General features: G+C 49.9%; 16 protein-coding genes. 7 read left to right on the forward strand and 9 right to left on the reverse strand.

The genetic code is table 11. The annotated features are described in order from the left end of the window. Positions 1–33: 33 nt before the first annotated feature. The 4 genes from AC3WQT_RS03680 to AC3WQT_RS03695 all read right to left on the reverse strand — a co-directional run bounded on the left by AC3WQT_RS03680 (position 34) and on the right by AC3WQT_RS03695 (position 3,471). Complete coding sequence (locus AC3WQT_RS03680) at positions 34–1,134, reverse strand: aromatic ring-hydroxylating oxygenase subunit alpha (RefSeq protein ID WP_492702361.1); 1,101 nt, start codon at positions 1,132–1,134, stop codon at positions 34–36. 319 nt (positions 1,135–1,453) lie between these two features. Beyond that, positions 1,454–1,900, reverse strand: coding sequence for an SRPBCC family protein (locus tag AC3WQT_RS03685; RefSeq protein ID WP_492702363.1), 447 nt, complete (start codon positions 1,898–1,900; stop codon positions 1,454–1,456). A gap of 40 nt (positions 1,901–1,940) precedes the next feature. Continuing rightward, the gene (locus tag AC3WQT_RS03690; protein ID WP_492702365.1) at positions 1,941–2,621 is read right to left on the reverse strand and encodes a GntR family transcriptional regulator; all 681 of its coding nucleotides are present in this window, start codon (positions 2,619–2,621) and stop codon (positions 1,941–1,943) included. Positions 2,622–2,661: 40 nt separating this feature from the next. Then, positions 2,662–3,471, reverse strand: a complete 810-nt coding sequence (locus AC3WQT_RS03695) for a sterol desaturase family protein (protein WP_492702367.1) — start codon at positions 3,469–3,471, stop codon at positions 2,662–2,664. Positions 3,472–4,043: 572 nt separating this feature from the next. Here AC3WQT_RS03695 and AC3WQT_RS03700 point away from each other — a divergent pair. Further along, positions 4,044–4,976 carry a lipase family alpha/beta hydrolase gene (locus AC3WQT_RS03700; RefSeq protein ID WP_492702369.1) on the forward strand — a complete coding sequence of 311 codons (933 nt, stop codon included), beginning with the start codon at positions 4,044–4,046 and terminating at the stop codon, positions 4,974–4,976. A 58-nt stretch (positions 4,977–5,034) separates the two neighbouring features. Continuing rightward, a complete protein-coding gene (locus tag AC3WQT_RS03705; RefSeq protein WP_492702371.1) occupies positions 5,035–5,991 on the forward strand; it encodes a lipase secretion chaperone in 957 nt (318 codons plus the stop codon). A 50-nt stretch (positions 5,992–6,041) separates the two neighbouring features. On the opposite strand, the gene AC3WQT_RS03710 is transcribed toward AC3WQT_RS03705, so the two are convergent. The 5 genes from AC3WQT_RS03710 to AC3WQT_RS03730 all read right to left on the reverse strand — a co-directional run bounded on the left by AC3WQT_RS03710 (position 6,042) and on the right by AC3WQT_RS03730 (position 10,595). Then, a complete protein-coding gene (locus AC3WQT_RS03710; protein ID WP_492702373.1) occupies positions 6,042–6,446 on the reverse strand; it encodes a hypothetical protein in 405 nt (134 codons plus the stop codon). 76 nt (positions 6,447–6,522) lie between these two features. Beyond that, on the reverse strand, positions 6,523–6,894 hold the full coding sequence (locus AC3WQT_RS03715) for a VOC family protein (RefSeq protein ID WP_492702375.1): 372 nt from the start codon (positions 6,892–6,894) through the stop codon (positions 6,523–6,525). 71 nt (positions 6,895–6,965) lie between these two features. After that, positions 6,966–7,388: a DUF7684 family protein gene (locus AC3WQT_RS03720; RefSeq protein WP_492702377.1), complete on the reverse strand. Its 423-nt coding sequence runs from the start codon at positions 7,386–7,388 to the stop codon at positions 6,966–6,968. A gap of 24 nt (positions 7,389–7,412) precedes the next feature. Further along, a complete protein-coding gene (locus AC3WQT_RS03725) occupies positions 7,413–7,991 on the reverse strand; it encodes a hypothetical protein (RefSeq protein WP_492702379.1) in 579 nt (192 codons plus the stop codon). 270 nt (positions 7,992–8,261) lie between these two features. Further along, complete coding sequence (locus AC3WQT_RS03730) at positions 8,262–10,595, reverse strand: DUF1631 family protein (RefSeq protein ID WP_492702381.1); 2,334 nt, start codon at positions 10,593–10,595, stop codon at positions 8,262–8,264. Between the two features lie 482 nt (positions 10,596–11,077). Here AC3WQT_RS03730 and AC3WQT_RS03735 point away from each other — a divergent pair, with 482 nt between their 5' ends. The 5 genes from AC3WQT_RS03735 to AC3WQT_RS03755 all read left to right on the forward strand — a co-directional run bounded on the left by AC3WQT_RS03735 (position 11,078) and on the right by AC3WQT_RS03755 (position 17,920). Further along, positions 11,078–11,371, forward strand: a complete 294-nt coding sequence (locus AC3WQT_RS03735; protein ID WP_423012464.1) for an exodeoxyribonuclease VII small subunit — start codon at positions 11,078–11,080, stop codon at positions 11,369–11,371. Further along, the gene (locus AC3WQT_RS03740) at positions 11,368–12,255 is read left to right on the forward strand and encodes a polyprenyl synthetase family protein (RefSeq protein ID WP_492702383.1); all 888 of its coding nucleotides are present in this window, start codon (positions 11,368–11,370) and stop codon (positions 12,253–12,255) included. The genes AC3WQT_RS03735 and AC3WQT_RS03740 overlap by 4 nt, the downstream gene beginning before the upstream one ends. Positions 12,256–12,494: 239 nt before the next feature. Continuing rightward, positions 12,495–14,345 carry a 1-deoxy-D-xylulose-5-phosphate synthase gene (dxs, locus tag AC3WQT_RS03745; RefSeq protein ID WP_492702385.1) on the forward strand — a complete coding sequence of 617 codons (1,851 nt, stop codon included), beginning with the start codon at positions 12,495–12,497 and terminating at the stop codon, positions 14,343–14,345. 157 nt (positions 14,346–14,502) lie between these two features. After that, positions 14,503–14,931 (forward strand): hypothetical protein, encoded by a 429-nt coding sequence (locus AC3WQT_RS03750; RefSeq protein ID WP_492702387.1) that lies wholly within the window; start codon positions 14,503–14,505, stop codon positions 14,929–14,931. Positions 14,932–15,019: 88 nt separating this feature from the next. Then, entirely contained in the window at positions 15,020–17,920 is a 2,901-nt protein-coding gene (locus AC3WQT_RS03755; protein WP_492702389.1) for a tetratricopeptide repeat protein, read from the forward strand. Positions 17,921–17,958: the final 38 nt, after the last annotated feature.

Consider the following 17,958-nt stretch of genomic DNA (forward strand, 5'->3'; position numbering starts at 1 on the left):
AGGCACAGGCCTCCCATATTTACGCTATCAACACTACACTGCGATTTTTCTTCGGTACCATTCATGGAAGTGCTGCATGCCATCTTCCATGGGCGACTGATAGGGGCCAACTTCATTGACACCGCGGTCAAACAGAATCTTGCGCCCGGCATCCATACGCTGGCCTATCTCATCATCCTCGACGCAGGTTTCCATATAGGCGGCACGTTCGGCCTCTATGAATTCACGTTCGAACAAGACGATTTCTTCAGGATAATAAAACTCAACTACATTGCGGGTTTTGCCAGTAGCTGTTGGCCACAGGGTAGATACCACCAGCACATGTGGATACCATTCAACCATGATGTTCGGGTACAGCGTCAACCAGATCGCGCCGTACTTGGGTGCTTCACCATTACGGAACTTCAGTACCTGCTCTTGCCAGCGCTGGTAAGTGGGTGAGCCAGATTTTTGCAAACCCTTGTGTACGCCCACGGTTTGCACGCTGTAGTCTTCGCCGAATTCCCATTTGAGGTCATCACAAGAGACAAAGCTGCCCAGGCCAGGATGGAAGGGTTCGACGTGATAATCTTCCAGATAGACTTCGATAAAAGTCTTCCAGTTGTAATCACATTCATGTACCTCGACATGGTCCAGCATATAGTCAGTGAAATCCAGGTCCTGGGTGACACTGAGTTTGGACATGCGTTCCATGACGTTGTAGCCGTTTTGTTCGAACAGCAGGCCATTCCAGTTTTGCAATGGTGTGCGCTGCAAATTCAGGCAAGGTGTGTCGGCAAAATGCGGCGCACCTATGAGCTCGCCTTTGAGGTCATAAGTCCAGCGATGCAGCGGGCAGACAATATTATTGGTATTGCCGCGCCCATTGAACATCAATGCCTGGCGGTGACGGCAGACATTTGACATCAGTTCTATGCCCTGTGCGCTACGCACCAGCATGCGGCCTTCGTTTTCGGCAGCAAGCGTGGCAAAGTCGCCGACATTGGGCACCATGAGTTCATGGCCGACATAACGCGGACCAGACTGGAATAAATCTTTGATTTCGCGCTGTAACAGCGTTTCATCAAAATACACGTGAACCGGAAGTTGCGCGTCAGAACGCGCGAGTGTAGACAAAGAAGCCAGATCGGACATCCCCACCCCCCAAATTAATTTGCACCAACCTAAGAGAGAAAGAATCCACAAATACCTGTTCCGTAAGGACTTTCAATCCAGACGAAAATTCAAACGATCAAACGACTTGAAGAGGAAATTTTGGACAGAACCGGGGATTATACCTGAACTTGAAAAAAATGGCCTGAAATGATGATGAAATGATATAAAAGTATTAGAAATTACTGGATTTGCAGAGAAGGCAGCGTTGAGGGCCGTCGTGTTGACGACGCAAGCCTCTCGCTAATCTGCCGTCAAAGCAAAGAGGCTAAAACAATTCTGGTCATAGCGCAGCCTGACCTTAAGCCGCCTGCAAGACAGCTTTCAACTGCCGCAAAGACAAGGCTGATTCTGCTGCAATACGACGACGCAAGACCAGGAAATTCAGGATTCTCAACATCAGGCTTGGCAATTCGTAATGCAGATGTCGTTCAAACAAAGTACCCGTCGCAGTTGCTGATAAATGATAACTGACCGTCAGGCTGGCACCGTTATCGACTGTTGCCTGCCCTGTCCAGCGACGCCGATCTTGGTATTCAGTCACAGTCCACACCAGATGCCCGGTACGGCCACCGGCACGCACATCTTCTTCAAACCTGGTTCCGCCGGTGGCGATACCAGTTTGATCCATGTAGAGCTTCAAGGAAGAAGGATGCCAGTCTGGCCAGTGTACAGGTGTGCAGGCATAGTCAAATACCTGCTGGACAGGACGTTGTATCTCTATGGCATTGTAGATATGTGTGCCCATGGTGTGCCCTTGTCTCCGATCCAATTGTTTTAATTTTGATTTAACTTCGATCCAGGGCAGCGCGGGTATAAGCTTCGACATTGTCGAGCAGCTTTTCAGTGGCAGCAACGGCTGCCTCGGCATTGCCACTGGCAATTGCATCTGCCAGGTCGGCGTGGGTCATGGCGGTGAGATGCAGGATGTCTTCAAACTGTGACTGTATCTTCCAGAAACGACGTGACAAGGCATGCATGCGCTGCAGCGCAGATACCAGGAATTCATTTCCGGCCACTTCAAATACCAGTTGATTAAAGGCACTATCTGTTTCGCTGAGGATGAATTCATCAGCCTTGTCGGCGGCTTCTCGGAAGCCTGCCGCCAAGGTGCGAAACTGTTCACGTTCATCCTTGCCGGCCTTACGGGTAGCGATGCGTATGAGGCTGCCTTCCATGGCGCGGCGTGCTTCTATCAGGCGCATCTGGCATTGCAGGTCAACTTCGCTGACGATCATGCCGCGCCTTGGCAAGACCTTGATCAGCCATTCTTGCGCCAGTCTTTGCAAGGCTTCACGCACAGGTGTGCGACCCAGATCGAGGTAATCACAGAGTTCACTTTCAGTAATCGCCTGACCAGGTTTAAGGTCCAGAGAGACGATACGTAATTCCAGCAGGCGATAAGCACGCGCTGCCTGTGATTCGCTTTTGATGATGGGAAAAAGTTTGCTGAATTCTGTTTTATCCATGGTCTGCTGGTGATATAGACGACTGTTGTTTCATAAGATTTTATTTGGCATCAGGGGACATCATTACCAAGCTGACAGGCTCCAGTGGTGCTTGCGGATGTGGCACTGGTGGCTGCATGCCAAGCTCCTGATAGCGTCTGGCCACTTCCGGTTTCAGGTGCTGTGAACCATAGCCATTGAAAACGGTACCTAGCAAACTGCGCTGCAAGTCTGATGTGCCGAGCAACCAGTCAGCAAAGGGAAATGTCAGATTCATATTGTAGTCGGTCATCAGCGCCTGGGTATGGTGCACCATATGATTCCTGCGCATGGTGTTCACCAGAGGCAGATGCCTGACCAGGCTATTTTCACCAACGTGGCAGAGAAAATGCATGGCTTCATACAAGAGGTAAAAAGCGATGGCCGTGGCAAATACGATATAGCCAAGATTGCGCCCCGCCACCAATGCACAGACCAGACCCAGCAAGATACTTTGAATAGCGATCATGACAAAGGCATAGGCCGGGAAAAACACGATACGGTATTCACGCGTGCTGGCGACACGCATTTCTTCATGAGTGAAGTAATGATGATGTTCCTTGGTGTGGCGATACCAGATCAATTGCGATAGGCGATTCTTGCCGCGTTTGTGCAAACGGTTTTTATGCACATACCATTCATTCAGGTTGGCAAACAGCAAGGTCGCTGGCACACCCAGCCAGATCCAGCCAGCAGTCTGCACCTGGGACAGCGCCGCCACAATGAGGGCAATACCAAGACCAAACACAAACAAGCCATGCAAGACCCCGTTGTAATAAGGACTGGTGGCAGCCTGATACTGGCTGCGGAACAAACGCTGCTTGTCATCCATGTTGTCATCCTCAAAATAGTTTTATTTTCGCCGAACAACTGATATATCATATGTTCATCATATACCATTCTTAAAAATTGAAAAGCACCTGCGTGGGTATTTTTTTGTTCGCGCAGTGTTTTCCCAACACGCAATCACAAGCTGTCACATAGCTGCACCACCTGTCGATGGTATTGACGAAGGTTCTGGACAAAGGTGAGAAATAACAGGAAATAAGGCGTCAGAAGCAGTGCAAAACCTGCTGATATAGCCTGTTGTGATGAGCCTACAATTCTTGCCTGTCAAAAACGCAAGACTTCATTTTAGTGAATTTCATCTAAAAGCCCTTCTATATCAGTCTTGCTCAGGCATCTACAGAGTGCATATAAATGATTTAACAATTTACAACTGCAGTTGCGCCGTCACAAATTCCCAACACTATTCATTTTCCTGACTGTTTTATGTTGCATAGCAACTTGCTAATCCGGCGCGGGAAACCTAGCCTGAGCTTGCCATATCAAGATCTGCTCACAAGAGGCAGACACATAGGCACCGCTGCGTTTCATTTCAACGATAACAATGAAAGAGACAAAATGAAAAAACAAATGGTAAAAAGTGTAGTGATGTTCGTCATGGCCATGATGGTGTTACCAGCACCGTCCTGGGCAGCAGGTTATACGGAGACAAAATATCCCATCGTGCTGGTGCACGGCCTGTTCGGGTTCGATAACATCGGCCCGGTAGATTACTGGTATGGAATCCCCTCAGCCCTGCGCAGTGATGGTGCGAAGGTCTATGTTACCCAGGTTGCGGCTGCCAACAGCACCGAAGTCCGGGGCGAACAATTGCTGACCCAGGTTAAACAAATCCTGGCCGTCACAGGTGCAGCCAAAGTCAATCTGATAGGACATAGCCATGGTGGCCCCACCATACGCTATGTGGCATCCGTCAGGCCCGACCTGGTGGCATCGGCAACCTCGGTAGGCGGCGTAAACCGCGGCTCCAAGGTGGCAGATGTTTTGCTTGGTGTAGCACCGGCAGGTTCATTGTCGAACACCGTACTGGTCTCGATCACGAATGGCCTGGCACAAGTCATCAGCTTCTTGTCAGGCAGCCCGACCATGCCGCAAAACTCACTGGCCGCAGCTAATTCGCTGAGCACGGCCGGTTCGCTGAAGTTCAACGCCAAATACCCTGAAGGCGTACCAACAACAGCATGCGGTGAAGGTGCCTACACAGCACGCGGTGTGGCGTATTTCTCCTGGAGTGGTGCCAAGCCTTATACCAATTTGCTTGACATCATAGATCCTGCCCTGGCACTGACTTCACTGGCATTTGCTGGTGAAAAAAATGATGGCCTGGTTGCCAGCTGCGCCACCCATCTGGGCAAGGTAATACGTGATGACTATGCAATGAACCATCTGGACGAAGTAAATCAGACCATAGGCCTGACAAATATCTTTGAAACCAATCCGGTTACCCTGTATCGTCAACATGCAAACCGCCTGAAAAATCAGGGCCTGTAACACTGGCCCCGGATGTAGTCCACGCAAAGATGTAAATTTGAACAAGGAGCGGGAGTCTATGAGAACAGCCAATCTGGCATTTGCTGGCGCGACGGCTTTGGTCGTCGCGGTTTTTTTCGTTTTTACTTCCCTGAAATCAGAAAGCAATAACGAACCCATCAAGCAACGCAAGGCCGATAAAAGCTTTGACTTCGTCCGCTCGTTTGAAGGTACCACCCAGGACGGCAATATCGGGCAAACTGATACCAGTCAATTGCAAGTCAGCGCAGAATTACGCCTGCTGTTTGATTACTATCTGGCCGCCACCGGTGAGAAAAAATTACCCGAGATACGCGCCGAAATTGAACGCGTACTGGATCAAAAACTCAGCGGCAATGCCGCCATACAAGCCAAGAATTTACTGGCCCGCTACATCCAGTACAAAGAAGCACTGGTTGGTGTGGAAGCCAATGCACAAAACGTCAATGCGGGCAAGACCAGCATGGCTGCAGCAGCCCGCCAACGCTGGTCTGCCATGCAGCAAACCCGCCAGCGCTTCTTCAGTGAAAAAGAAAACCAGGCCATGTTCGGTTTTGACGACGCCTACGATATTGATGCCCTGAACCGCATGGATGTCGCCGAAAACACCAGTCTGAATCAAGAACAGAAACTGGCACAACTCAAAGCCCTGGACGATGCCTTGCCTGCTGCATTGAGAGAAGAAAAAAATGCCCCCTACCAGGTCATACGCCTCGAAGAACAGGCAGCAAACCTGCGTGCCACAGGCGCCAGCGACGAAGACATCTACAAAATGCGCGCTGCCGCCACGTCACCAGAAGTCGCCAGCAGACTGGCCGAAGTCGACCGCGAAGAAAGCATCTGGAAAGCCCGCATACAGCAATACCTGGAACAAAAAAGCAAGCTCAATACCGAAATGGCATTCCACAGCGCCACCGAAAAACAGGCAGCACTGGATCAAGTGCGCAAGCAGTATTTTAATGCGGATGAGCAGCGCAGGTTGCCTGCGTATGAGTGAGGATGAATCAGAGAAAAACAAGCATCTCCCTCAAGCATTGAGGGAGATGTTCATTGCGTGATGATAGGCATATGTATAGCGGCAAAACGCCCTATGGCCCCCATTCCAATTTTGTATGTCGGTTTTTTCTCGTTTGTCACATAAACCGTGACGTCAGAATCAACTGCCTTAAGACTCCCAGCCGGAGCAAAAGATACACTCCATTCGCCATTGAAATTCTTTTCTGTAGCCATCCATTCAGAATAATAAATAAATGAAAGGTGGGTGAGTACAAATTTTTTCATATCCAGCCGTCTCTCTTTCGCCAGAAAACTCTTTGCAGATTCAACGACTTCACTCGCTTGCAGAACCGGGGCCCTATTCTCCAGAACCTGAGCAGTGACCGGCGGTGCCGCCGTCGCACCATTCAGATGAAACAACTGCACCAACACTATTGCAGACAAAAAAGATTTCACCGGTCAGCCTTTCAAAAAAATAAGCGGTAGATCTGCCCAGGTCAGAGACTATCAGTCTAACCGCAAGCTTGAGCAACTACACATGCTGATCAACCAGCAACGGATTTCCGTCAGGATCTATCGCCATGAAATACGCTGGCCCTGTCGTTGATTCATCTGCCTGCTCGGTCAATTGCACGCCTTGCTGTTTCAATTGGCGCTGCAATTCTCGTACATCGGTAAAACTTTCCAGTGCATTCGCGTTGCTGTCCCAGCCGGGGTTAAAGGTCAGCATATTCTTTTCAAACACACCCTGAAATAAACCTATGACATGCTCGCCATTCTTGAGTATCAACCAGTTTTGCGAAGCATCACCAGCAAATTTTTTGAAGCCAAATTTCTCATAAAATGCCAGTGATGCCGCCAGGTCCTTGACGGCGAGGCTGATAGAAAAGTTACCGAGTTGCATTGATCTCTCCTTGATACGAAAAGGCTATGAAAAGCCAGATGTAAGTACCTCACCCTGCAATGTTTTATCCGTCACGCATCTGCATATGCCCTCAATATGGCATCATCATTACTGTAGGCAGAAATGTGCAGCAATATTGTATGTCTGAGCTCAACAGTAGGATGTTCTATATGGACTTTAGCAAACTCAAAGAGTTCTTCCAATGTGTAATCCGAAAACCAGCTTGTGATCAAGAAACTATCCTCAGGATAATCCCCGTAGTCATATTTCTCCATGTGACACCAATCCACAACATCATCCCACAGAGAGCACTCCTTCCCCCAGGCAATCATATACAGGCATCCCGTATCCACCAGCCAGCGGCTGATCGTTGAACGCCACTCTGGGCTAACATCATCCTCTATCATGACGATCGCGACATAAGGGGAACATGCTGATATGTCAGTTGGCTCAGCGCCTGGCTTGAGATGCAGATAAATAGGGTTATTTGTCATGGCAGAGCTTACAAGAATAAAGTCTTAACAGGCCGGCGACGAAGACCAGCGCGCTGCAGCTTTACCTGTACGCAAAGTCACCTTCCCTTTGACAATATCTGCACAACTCAAATCTGCTTCGAGTATATTGTCATCGCGCCAGACAGGATTAACAAATTGGGCAATCACCATTGCCGAATCATTCTTAGGCGTGCTCAGGATGCCCGCGTATCCTTGCCACAATTTTTTCCCGTATAGCTTGTAGACTGCCCAGTCTTCGCCATCAAAGCCATTTTGCTGTTCGATAGCAAGAAATTTCGTCCGTTGTGGCGACATCAATATCGTATGACCAGCCTTGAAAGTCTTGCCGTCACTATGGCGCAAGATGAGGCCACTGAACAGTGAATCTATAGTGTGACCTATCAGATGCAAATTTTGTGCTGCATTGTAGCCACAGTAAAACCAGCGTGTACCACCAATATCCACATGCGGTGGTTTATCGATAAAACGTTTTGTGCCATTTGCATACTTCACTTCCAGCACATGTTCACTGGGCCTGCGTGCTTGTGCTGGATGTTGCTGGATCAGCTTGCTTTCTGCACCACGGGTAAGAAATGCGTCCATGCAGCTCAGTTGCTGATCTGCCGTGTGGGCGTTTGTCGCCCAAACTGTGGCGATTAAGAAGGAAAGCAATCTCATTGCGTGAAAATAAAGAAGGTGTCGACATCAAAATATCGCTGTGCACATAAGCAAGCGAATGCCAGGCCAGTGTTCTTTAAGAGAAGTGGTGATGGGACAAAGAGTGTGCCATTTTAATCAAGCTTTGACACGACTTCCAGGGGCTTTATTTCAGATGCTTTCGCTTGTACGTTTAATACTATTTACCAGCGAAAATCAAACGAGACTCATCTCTTCTTCATTCTCTTGCTCATCTGGCGTATTTTCCAACGCTTCAGTCAGAGCACGATCAACGACGCGGTCGAGTTCGAGTATCTTCGCGCGTTTTTCGCGGAAGGTTTGTTCGAGTTCTTCGGCAGTGACCTGGAAGGTTTTTTCCTTGTCACCGGTAGTGAAGATGTACAGACTGCGCATGGGACTGACCCAAGCGAGTTTGACCTTGGTGGTACCACCGGTTTTTTTAGTGAATTCCAGCCAGACGCCGCGCTCGAGTTCAGTAACGGTATCAACGTGCTCATCTGGCGGAGGTGCAGGCTCGGCCTCGGCCTTGCCTTCCGCTTCTGCACGTTTTGCCATCCTGCGTTCAGCGGCCTGCTGTGCGACTTCAACGGCGATTTCTATCTGGCGTTCTGGCGACAGATCGAGTGGTGCGCGGACAATGGAGGCGTGGCACTCTGCCAGGTCAGCAAAGAACTGTACGCGGTCGGCGTCTTCCCATTTGATGAGGCTCAGCCATTTGTTCAGGCGTGCCAAAATTGCAGGCAGGCGGTTCAATAATTCCTGACGTTGTTGCAGGGTGATCTTGGGTTTGACGCTCCAGATCAGATCGTCCATGGTCTTGATGGCGTCTTCAACGGCATAAGGTTTTTCTTCCTTGACGCTATAGGCCAGGGTCAACACCTTGGTCCAGCGGTCTTCGAGGAAGGTTTCAACAAAGGCGACGACTTCACCAGTGCCCACCCGCAATGAGACTTCGTGAGTGGCGGCAATACCAGCCTGTTTGACTTTTTCTTTTTTGAGCGCTGTTTTGATGGGCAGTTGCAATGCCTCTGCCGCTTCTTTCTCTTCTTTCTGTATGAAAGATTCGAGATCGTTGACGACTTCTTCAAACAGGGCAACTTCCTGGTCAAACTCTTGCTGCACACGATGGACGTTGCGCTGCATGGTCTGGAACAGGGGATCTTGCTGGCCTTTTTTCTGGTCCCAGGCCAGGCTGTAGCGTGACAGCAAATCAACCAGGCGACGGGCTGGATGGTTTTCCTGGAAAAAGAATTCCTTGTCCATCAAGGCGGCCTTGAGGACAGGTATTTGCAGAACCGAGATCAATTCCTTGATCTGTGTCGGGATAGCCTGATTGCGGAAGACGCTGTCAAAAACCTGTGACAGCAAATCCAGAGTATTTTTTTCTATGCCGGTATTGGCAATTTCCGGCATTTGCTCACGCATTTGCGAGAGGCGCAAAACGTCTTGCGCGCCAGCCATCATTTGCTGCAGCTTGACGCTCTTTTGCAGGTCAGCCAGTTTCTGGAACAACTCTGCGCGCGCTACTGTCTGCGGTTCACCTGCCTGGGCAAAGCCAGAATAAGGTGTAGAACCACCAGCACCATCTGGTGCACCACCCATTTGACCTGATCCGCCAGACTGTCCAGCGAAACTACCAGAGCCGCCACCAGCACCGGCAACGCCACCTGCTGATCCGCCGCCTGCGTTCATACCACCAGCGCCACCGCCATGTCCGCCTCCAGAGTGGCCAGTTGCCTCATTCGCGGCACCGGCCTGGGCATTACCAGACAAAAGGTTCCTGAGTTTTTGCGAGATATCGCCAGGGCTTGCTTCTTTACGTCTTTCTGAATTGCGATTACGGCGTATGCGGAAGGACTCATGCAAGTCAGGCAGAATGCCCTTGGCAATCAGCGCTTCATTGAGTGCATTTAAAATTGGTTCCAGATCAAACAGGATGTCTGCGCGCAACAGAGGCAACACCAGTTCGTGGGTATTGACTTCAGGGTCAAATTCACACCAGGCTGAATAGATGGTGTGCAAGAAAATTTCTGGGCGGAAGGGGTTTTGCGCAATACTTAATGCATCATGTTCCATTAGATGGGCAAAACGCATGTTCAGCGCAGCATACTGCTCGGCACTATCAAGTTCCAGCGTACGGCCAGCCCTGCTCAGAGCCAGCTTTTTGTCCATCTCTTCATAAGTAACCAGTGTCAGCGCAACGTCGGCATTGCTGGCGACAATTTTGACACCTTGCAGGAGAGCATCGATTTCCTTGCGGAATGCGGCTTCAAATCCTGCCGAGGTCAGGTAGAAAAAGGCATAGCCATTTTTTTTCAGCAATTGCCCTGCGTTAAAGCTCAGGTTTGCTTCGCGGGCATCCATGCTTTGCTCGGACAAAGCCAGGAAAGCATTTGCCAGCCGGGCAGAAAATGCATCGATTTGCGATGCTACCAGATGATTCGCCAGCGGAATAAGCGCGCGCAAGACTGCATCACGGGACTGCAATACAGTACCGGTAGGCTTGGGCTGGTGTGCTGGCGTGGACATGATAGCAATGAAGTCGGGTTGTTTTGCTCAGGCTACAATTAAAACAATGAAAGTAAGAAAATTTCTACAAATAGTAATGTAATGCAAATCGGCTACTACAATTGCAAAACATTAAGACAAGCTCATGACACATTTATAGTTTTTAAGGCAATTTGCCAATTAACTACTGATCATTGGAAAACAATTAATCTGCACAAGAATTAATCAAACTGGATGAAACGTACTATATACCGTTAATTTCCACATGGAAATGTTTGAAACGCAATTTCTACAAAAATTTAGTATAACTTGAGAACAAATCTAAAATCGGCAACAGCTTCGAGTAAGTCCCCTAAATTTGATTGCCATGATTGCAATAAACAGTAAATTTCTTGGGATTGCTCTAAAATAGCAGGTTGAACTCTGTTTACCTTACTTTTCACGCCGATTTTTACGTTTGGTTTCACTTTTTTTTGTTAACGGCGCGAAACAAACATTTCTTTATGACAAAAAAACAAGCAACTGCAAATCTATCTGTTCCGGCCCATTTGGAAGGTCTGTCCTTTGAAGATGCCATGGCAGAACTTAATAAACTAGTCTCCAGCATGGAAGCAGGCGAACTGCCGCTTGAAGCCTCTGTGAGTGCTTACCAACGTGGTTCTGAACTGGTGAAATATTGTGCAGCCCAACTCGAAAAAGTAGAGCAACAAGTCAAGGTGCTGGAAGCTGGCATGCTCAAGCCATTTGTCGATTCCAGCAACAATGGCGGCAGCAACGGCGGTGAGGAAACAACATGAGTGAACAATTTGGTAACTGGATGCGACAAACCCAGGCAGAGTGCGAAACCAGCCTGAAACAGTTTTTACCAGACGAAAATACGGTCCCGCAACAATTACATGCCGCCATGCGTTATGCGACTCTGGATGGCGGTAAAAGAGTGCGTCCCTTATTAGTGTACGCAGCGGGCCAGTTGTTTGATGCCCCAGCCACCTTGCTGAGCCGGGCAGCAGCAGCAGTGGAAATGATCCATGCCTATTCATTAGTACATGACGACATGCCCTGCATGGACGACGATGCCCTGCGTCGTGGCAAACCCACCGTGCACATCAAATATGACGAAGCAACCGCCTTGCTGGTGGGTGATGCCTTGCAGGCGCAAGCCTTTTTGGTGTTGTCAGAGGGTGAAGGCGATGCTGCTGCCAAACTGGCCATGTTGCAATTGCTGGCACGCGCCGCCGGTTCTGTTGGCATGTGCGGCGGCCAGGCGATTGATCTGGCCAGTGTCGGTGTCGCCTTGAACCGCGAACAACTGGAACAAATGCACAGGTTGAAAACCGGCGCCCTGTTGCGTGCTTCTGTATTATTAGGCGCCATGTGCGGAAAAACCCTGACAGCTGATGATACTGCAGCACTGGATAGCTATGCCTCCGCCATAGGACTGGCCTTCCAGGTGGTCGATGATGTACTGGATGCAACGGCAGATTCTGCCACTCTGGGCAAGACGGCAGGCAAGGACGCGGCAGATAACAAGCCGACCTTTGTCAGTCTCATGGGGCTGGACGCTTCACGCGCATTAGCCACGCAACTGTGCCATGATGCGCATGCAGCCTTACAAAATTTTGGTGACAAGGCAACGCTGTTGCACGAGTTGGCGGATTTGATTGTCCAGCGTCAGGCTTGATAGTTTTGTGTTAGCAGTAGAAATATATGCAGTGCGCAGGGTGCGCCGTGCGCACCACAGCAGTAAAAAATAGTAAAGCGAACGATAGATTTGGCAAAGAATTCTGTCTAAGGATAGAGCCCGGACAGAAGTAAGCCCGAACAAGAATACCGTGCAAGTATGCGATAGCAGCTCTGGCTGTCAGCCAGACATGATGTAGCTGACAATCTGAGGCGTTTAGCCAAGTAATGAAAAGAATAATGACGACTTTATTAAACACCATTAATTCCCCCGCTGACCTGCGCAGCATGACTCGCAGCCAACTCAAGCCCCTGGCCGATGAGTTACGTCAGTATGTGCTTGAATCCGTTTCCAAAACCGGCGGCCATTTGTCGTCGAATCTGGGCACGGTGGAATTAACCATCGCCCTGCACTATGTCTTCAACACACCGGAAGACAGGCTGGTATGGGATGTGGGCCATCAGACTTATCCGCACAAGATTTTGACCGGCCGACGTGACCAGATGCATAGCCTGCGCCAGTTGAATGGCATCTCCGGCTTCCCGCGTCGTGCTGAAAGTGAGTACGATACCTTTGGCACCGCGCATTCATCAACCTCGATTTCTGCTGCGCTGGGCATGGCACTGGCTGCCCGCACCAAGGGTGAAGACCGCCACGCCGTTGCCATCATCGGCGATGGTTCGATGACCGCAGGCATGGCATTTGAAGCCATGAATAATGCAGGCGTACATGAAGACATCAATCTGCTGGTGGTATTGAATGACAATGACATGTCAATCTCGCCACCGGTCGGTGCATTGAACCGTTACCTGGCGCGTTTGATGTCGGGCAAGTTTTATGCAGCAGCCCGCAATGTCGGCAAATCGGTCTTGCCTTCACCGGTACTGGAACTGGCCAAGCGCTTTGAAGAACATGCCAAAGGCATGATCGTACCAGCCACCATGTTTGAAGAATTCGGTTTCAATTACATAGGCCCTATCGATGGCCATGACCTCGACTCATTGATACCGACACTGCAAAACATCCGCAACCTCAAAGGTCCGCAATTTCTGCATGTGGTTACCAAAAAAGGTCAGGGGTATAAACTGGCCGAAGCTGACCCTGTTTTGTACCACGGTCCCGGCAAGTTCAACCCGGCTGAAGGTATCAAACCTGCGGCGGCACCGGCCAAGCAAAGCTATACCCAGGTATTTGGTAACTGGTTGTGCGACATGGCTGCGGCTGATCAAAAACTGGTCGCCATCACCCCTGCCATGCGCGAAGGTTCAGGCATGGTGGAATTTGAAAAGCAATTCCCCAAACGTTATTACGATGTCGGCATCGCTGAACAACATTCAGTCACTTTTGCAGCAGGCCTGGCTTGTGAAGGCCTGAAGCCTGTCGTCGCCATCTACTCCACTTTTTTACAGCGTGCTTACGATCAATTGATCCATGACGTCGCACTGCAAAACCTGGACGTAACTTTTGCACTTGACCGCGCTGGCCTGGTGGGTGCCGATGGTGCAACGCATGCAGGTAATTATGATCTGGCCTATCTGCGCTGCATCCCGAATATGGTCGTCATGGCAGCCTCAGATGAAAATGAATGCCGTCAGATGCTGAGCACCGCCTATCAATACTCCGGCCCTGCTGCTGTACGTTACCCGCGTGGTTCTGGCATCGGTGTGCCAACAGGTAAAGACCTGGATACGATCCCGCTGGGCAAAGGCGAAGTCAAACGCCAAGGCAAGCGCATTGCGATACTGGCCTTTGGCTCTCTCGTACATCCTGCGCTGAAAGCGGCGGAGCAACTCGACGCCACTCTGACCAATATGCGCTTTGTCAAACCGCTGGATGTGGAGTTGCTCAAATCCCTGGCCGCCAGCCATGATGAACTGGTGACAGTAGAAGAAGGCTGCACCATGGGTGGTGCCGGTTCAGCCGTAGCCGAAGCCCTGGCAGAGGCAGGCATCAACAAGCCTCTTCTTATACTCGGCTTGCCAGACCGCTTTGTCGATCATGGTGACCCTGGTTTGCTATTGGCGCAATGTGGGCTGGATGCGGCGGGGATAGAAAAATCGATACGGGCGAGGTTTGTGGCGGAAAGCTAACAAGCAAAAATCACTCATTGAGGGGCCACTTGCAAGCTGCCCCTCACTCATTACTTGTCAAACACATCGGCAATACTGCACGGTCTAAAATTCAATAAATTGATTTTTTAAAAAGCTTCAGTTAGTGTGTGGTCTGAAAAACTCATCAGTCACATCCATGCGCGCACTCGTCCTCACTCTGCTTTGTATTTTGCCATTTTCAGCCTGTGCCGCAACACTGCAGGCTGGACAGGTCTGGGCATATCACACGCGCCAGGGGGAAGAGGCCTCGACACTCACCATACTCAAAATTGAAAACTACAAGGACCTTGGCAAAGTCGTTCACATTCGTGTGGATGGCATTAACATGACTAACCCCATCAAGGGCAATGCTGTCGAGACACTGCCACATCTGCCATTCAAGGATGCGCCCTTACAGAAGAGCATTACAAAACTGTTGCGCCAGATAAAACCCGTTCCTGATTTTAAAAAAGGATATGCGCACTGGAAACAAGCATACACGGCACATCAGGCCGGCGCGTTCAATGTCAGCGTAAGAGAAATGCTGGACGGTATGCCCAAGGCGCAATGGGTGGAAGAAAAATGAACATGGCCTTATACAGATAAAATACCAGCCTGCCTCGCTATCAGCCATCCAATAAAAAAACCTTGTCAACAAAATCGGAATAATCGCCATGTTTAACTGGTTCAAAAAACAGTTTTCTTCAAATGCAGCTACATCTGAAAACTCAACTACACCAGAACAAGTGTCTAGCAGCACAACAGCCAACCGTAGCGACGATCAAAACCACGACAATGACCACGGTAATAGTCAGTACATGCAGCAAGGCGATGCACTCGTCAAAGCAGGCAAACCCGACGAAGCAATACTCTGCTATCAACAAGCGCTGGATTTAAATCCACATGACGCCCAGACACATAACAGTCTCGGTGATATCTACTATGAAAAACAGATGCTGACTGAAGCCGAGGCATCTTATCGCCGCGCCATAGAGATCAAACCTGATTACAGCGATGCCTTGCTGAATCTGGGGCTGGTGCTGGACCAGCAAGCCCGTCTTGATGAAGCAGAAGCCTGTTATCGCAAAGTCGTACAAGTCCAGCCCGGCAATGCCCTGGCCCATTTCAATTTGAGCATTACCCTCAAAGCCCAGGCCCGCTGGCAAGAAGCCGAAAGCAGTTGCCGCAAAGCGCTGGAAATCAAGCCTGATTTCAGCCATGCACATTTTAATCTGGCCACTCTGCTGCAACAGCAAGGCCGACTTGCAGAGGCAGAAGCAAGCTACCGTACTGCCATCAGTATCAACCCTGATTTTTTACAGGCACATTACGCCCTGGCCATGTTACTGCAACAGGACAACAAGCTAAGCCAGGCTGCCGACAGTCTGGAAAACATACTCAGGCTAAGGCCAGACGTGAGTGAGGCAAGAGATTCACTGCTGAACATCCTGATGGTATTGCAACGCTTCCCTGAAGCCGAAGTCCTTTGCAGGCATTCACTGGAACTGGCGCCAGATAACGTAATAACACTTTACAACCTGAGTGTGACCTTAAGAGAGCAATCCAAGTTGCTTGAGGCAGAAACAGGTTTCAGAAAGGTCATCGGACTAAAGCCTGATTTTACTGAAGCACATTTTAATCTCGGCTCGATTTTGCATCAGCAAGGCAAGCTGGCGGATGCAGAGTCAAGCTATCGCAATGCCCTGGCTATACAGTCATATGCCCCCGCATTGACACGTCTGGCAGATGTCATGCAGGAACAAGGCCGAATGGCAGAGACTGAAACCGTCTTGCAGCAAGCTGTGAAGAACCAGCCTGACGATGCTGCCAGTCATTTCAAACTGGCATTGCTGCACATGGAACAAGGAAAACCATCAGAGGCAGAAAATGGCCTGAAAAAAGCCTTACTCATCCAAAAAGATTTTGCTGACGCACATGGCGCATTGGCGTTGCTGTTGATGAGTCAGGGTCGCTACCCTGAAGCAGAAGCCAGTCTCCGGCGTGTTTTGCAGATCAGGCCGGGTGATGCAGTGGCCTACGATAATCTTGGCATGATTTCCTATCAACAGGGAAAGTTTGCCGAATCCATCAGCAGCTTTAAAAGCGCAATAGCACTTGATTCCAAACTACTGAATCCGCACCACAATCTGGCCAACGCCTATAAAAGATTGGGACGTTTGCAAGACGCTGAAGCCTGTTACCAAACAGTCTTGCAGATGGATGCTGACAGCCCCATGGCACACAATAACCTGGCGTTGGTCTATGTTGATCAGGGGCGTATTGCCGATGCCATTACCCTTTATAAAAAAGCCCGTACCATCAACCCGGATTATGCCGAATCCCATACCAATCTGCTGTTCGCACTGAATTACCATCCAGATCTCAGCAGTACAGAAATATATGCAGCTTACCAAGAGTATGATGCGCGCTTTGCCAATATATACAAAAAAGATTGGCTTGCATTTTCCAACCGGCGTGATCCGGCCAGACGTCTCAAAATAGGCTATGTTTCACCTGACTTATATAACCATTCGGTCAAACACTTTCTGGAGCCCTTGCTGGCGCACCACGACAAACGCGAAGTCGAAGTTTATGTTTATGCCCAATTGAATTGGGAAGACGATGTCACTGCCCGCTACAAAACTTATGCAGATCACTGGATTCCGACCATGCTGATGTCGGATGAAGCACTGGCAGCACGCATTCGCTCAGATGGCATCGACATCCTGGTAGACCTGGCAGGCCATACAGGTCAAAACCGGCTGCTGGTCTTTGCGCGCAAACCTGCCCCCGTCTCTGTGTCATGGCTGGGCTTTGGATACACCACCGGCGTCAAGGCCATCGACTATATGCTCATGGATGACACCAGCATACCTGCAGGTAGTGAACATCTATTTGCCGAGCAGCCGTGGCGGCTCGACACACCAGGTTATGCCTATCGTCCAGGTAAAGACATGGGTGCAGTCAATTCGTTGCCAGCACTACAGCGTAACTGCATCACTTTTGGCACGTTGAGCCGGGCCATACGCATCAACGACAATCTTATTGCCGTATGGTCAGCGATACTGAAAAAAGTGAATGGTGCCAGACTGATCATCGACAGCCACAACTTCCGTGAAAGTTTCATGCAAGAGACCTTCATTGGAAAATTTGCTGCCCACGGCATAGACCGCTCACGACTCGATATAGGTTGTCACAGCCCACCATGGGACACCATGCGCAAGATTGATATAGGACTGGATTGTTTTCCTCACAATTCTGGCACAACCCTGTTTGAAACTCTGTACATGGGCGTGCCCTATGTGACACTGGCTGGCCGACCCAGTATGGGCTTGCTTGGCAGCTCCATACTCAAAGGCGCAGGCCATCCTGAATGGATAGCCAGGACAGAAGAGGAATATATAGAAAAAGCAGTAGCACTTGCCAGCAACTTGCCAGCACTAGCAAGCCTGCGCGCTGGTTTGCGCGAACAAATGAAGGCCAGTCCCCTGATGGATGAAACCGGCTTCGCCCGTAAAGTCGAGACTGCCTATCGAGGTATGTGGGCCAAATGGTGTGAACAAAATCCGGACTGATGCCGTAAGCTGCAGTCTGATGTAGGCCAAGTGTACGA

The sequence above is a fragment of the Undibacterium sp. FW305-107 genome, assembly GCF_058788535.1.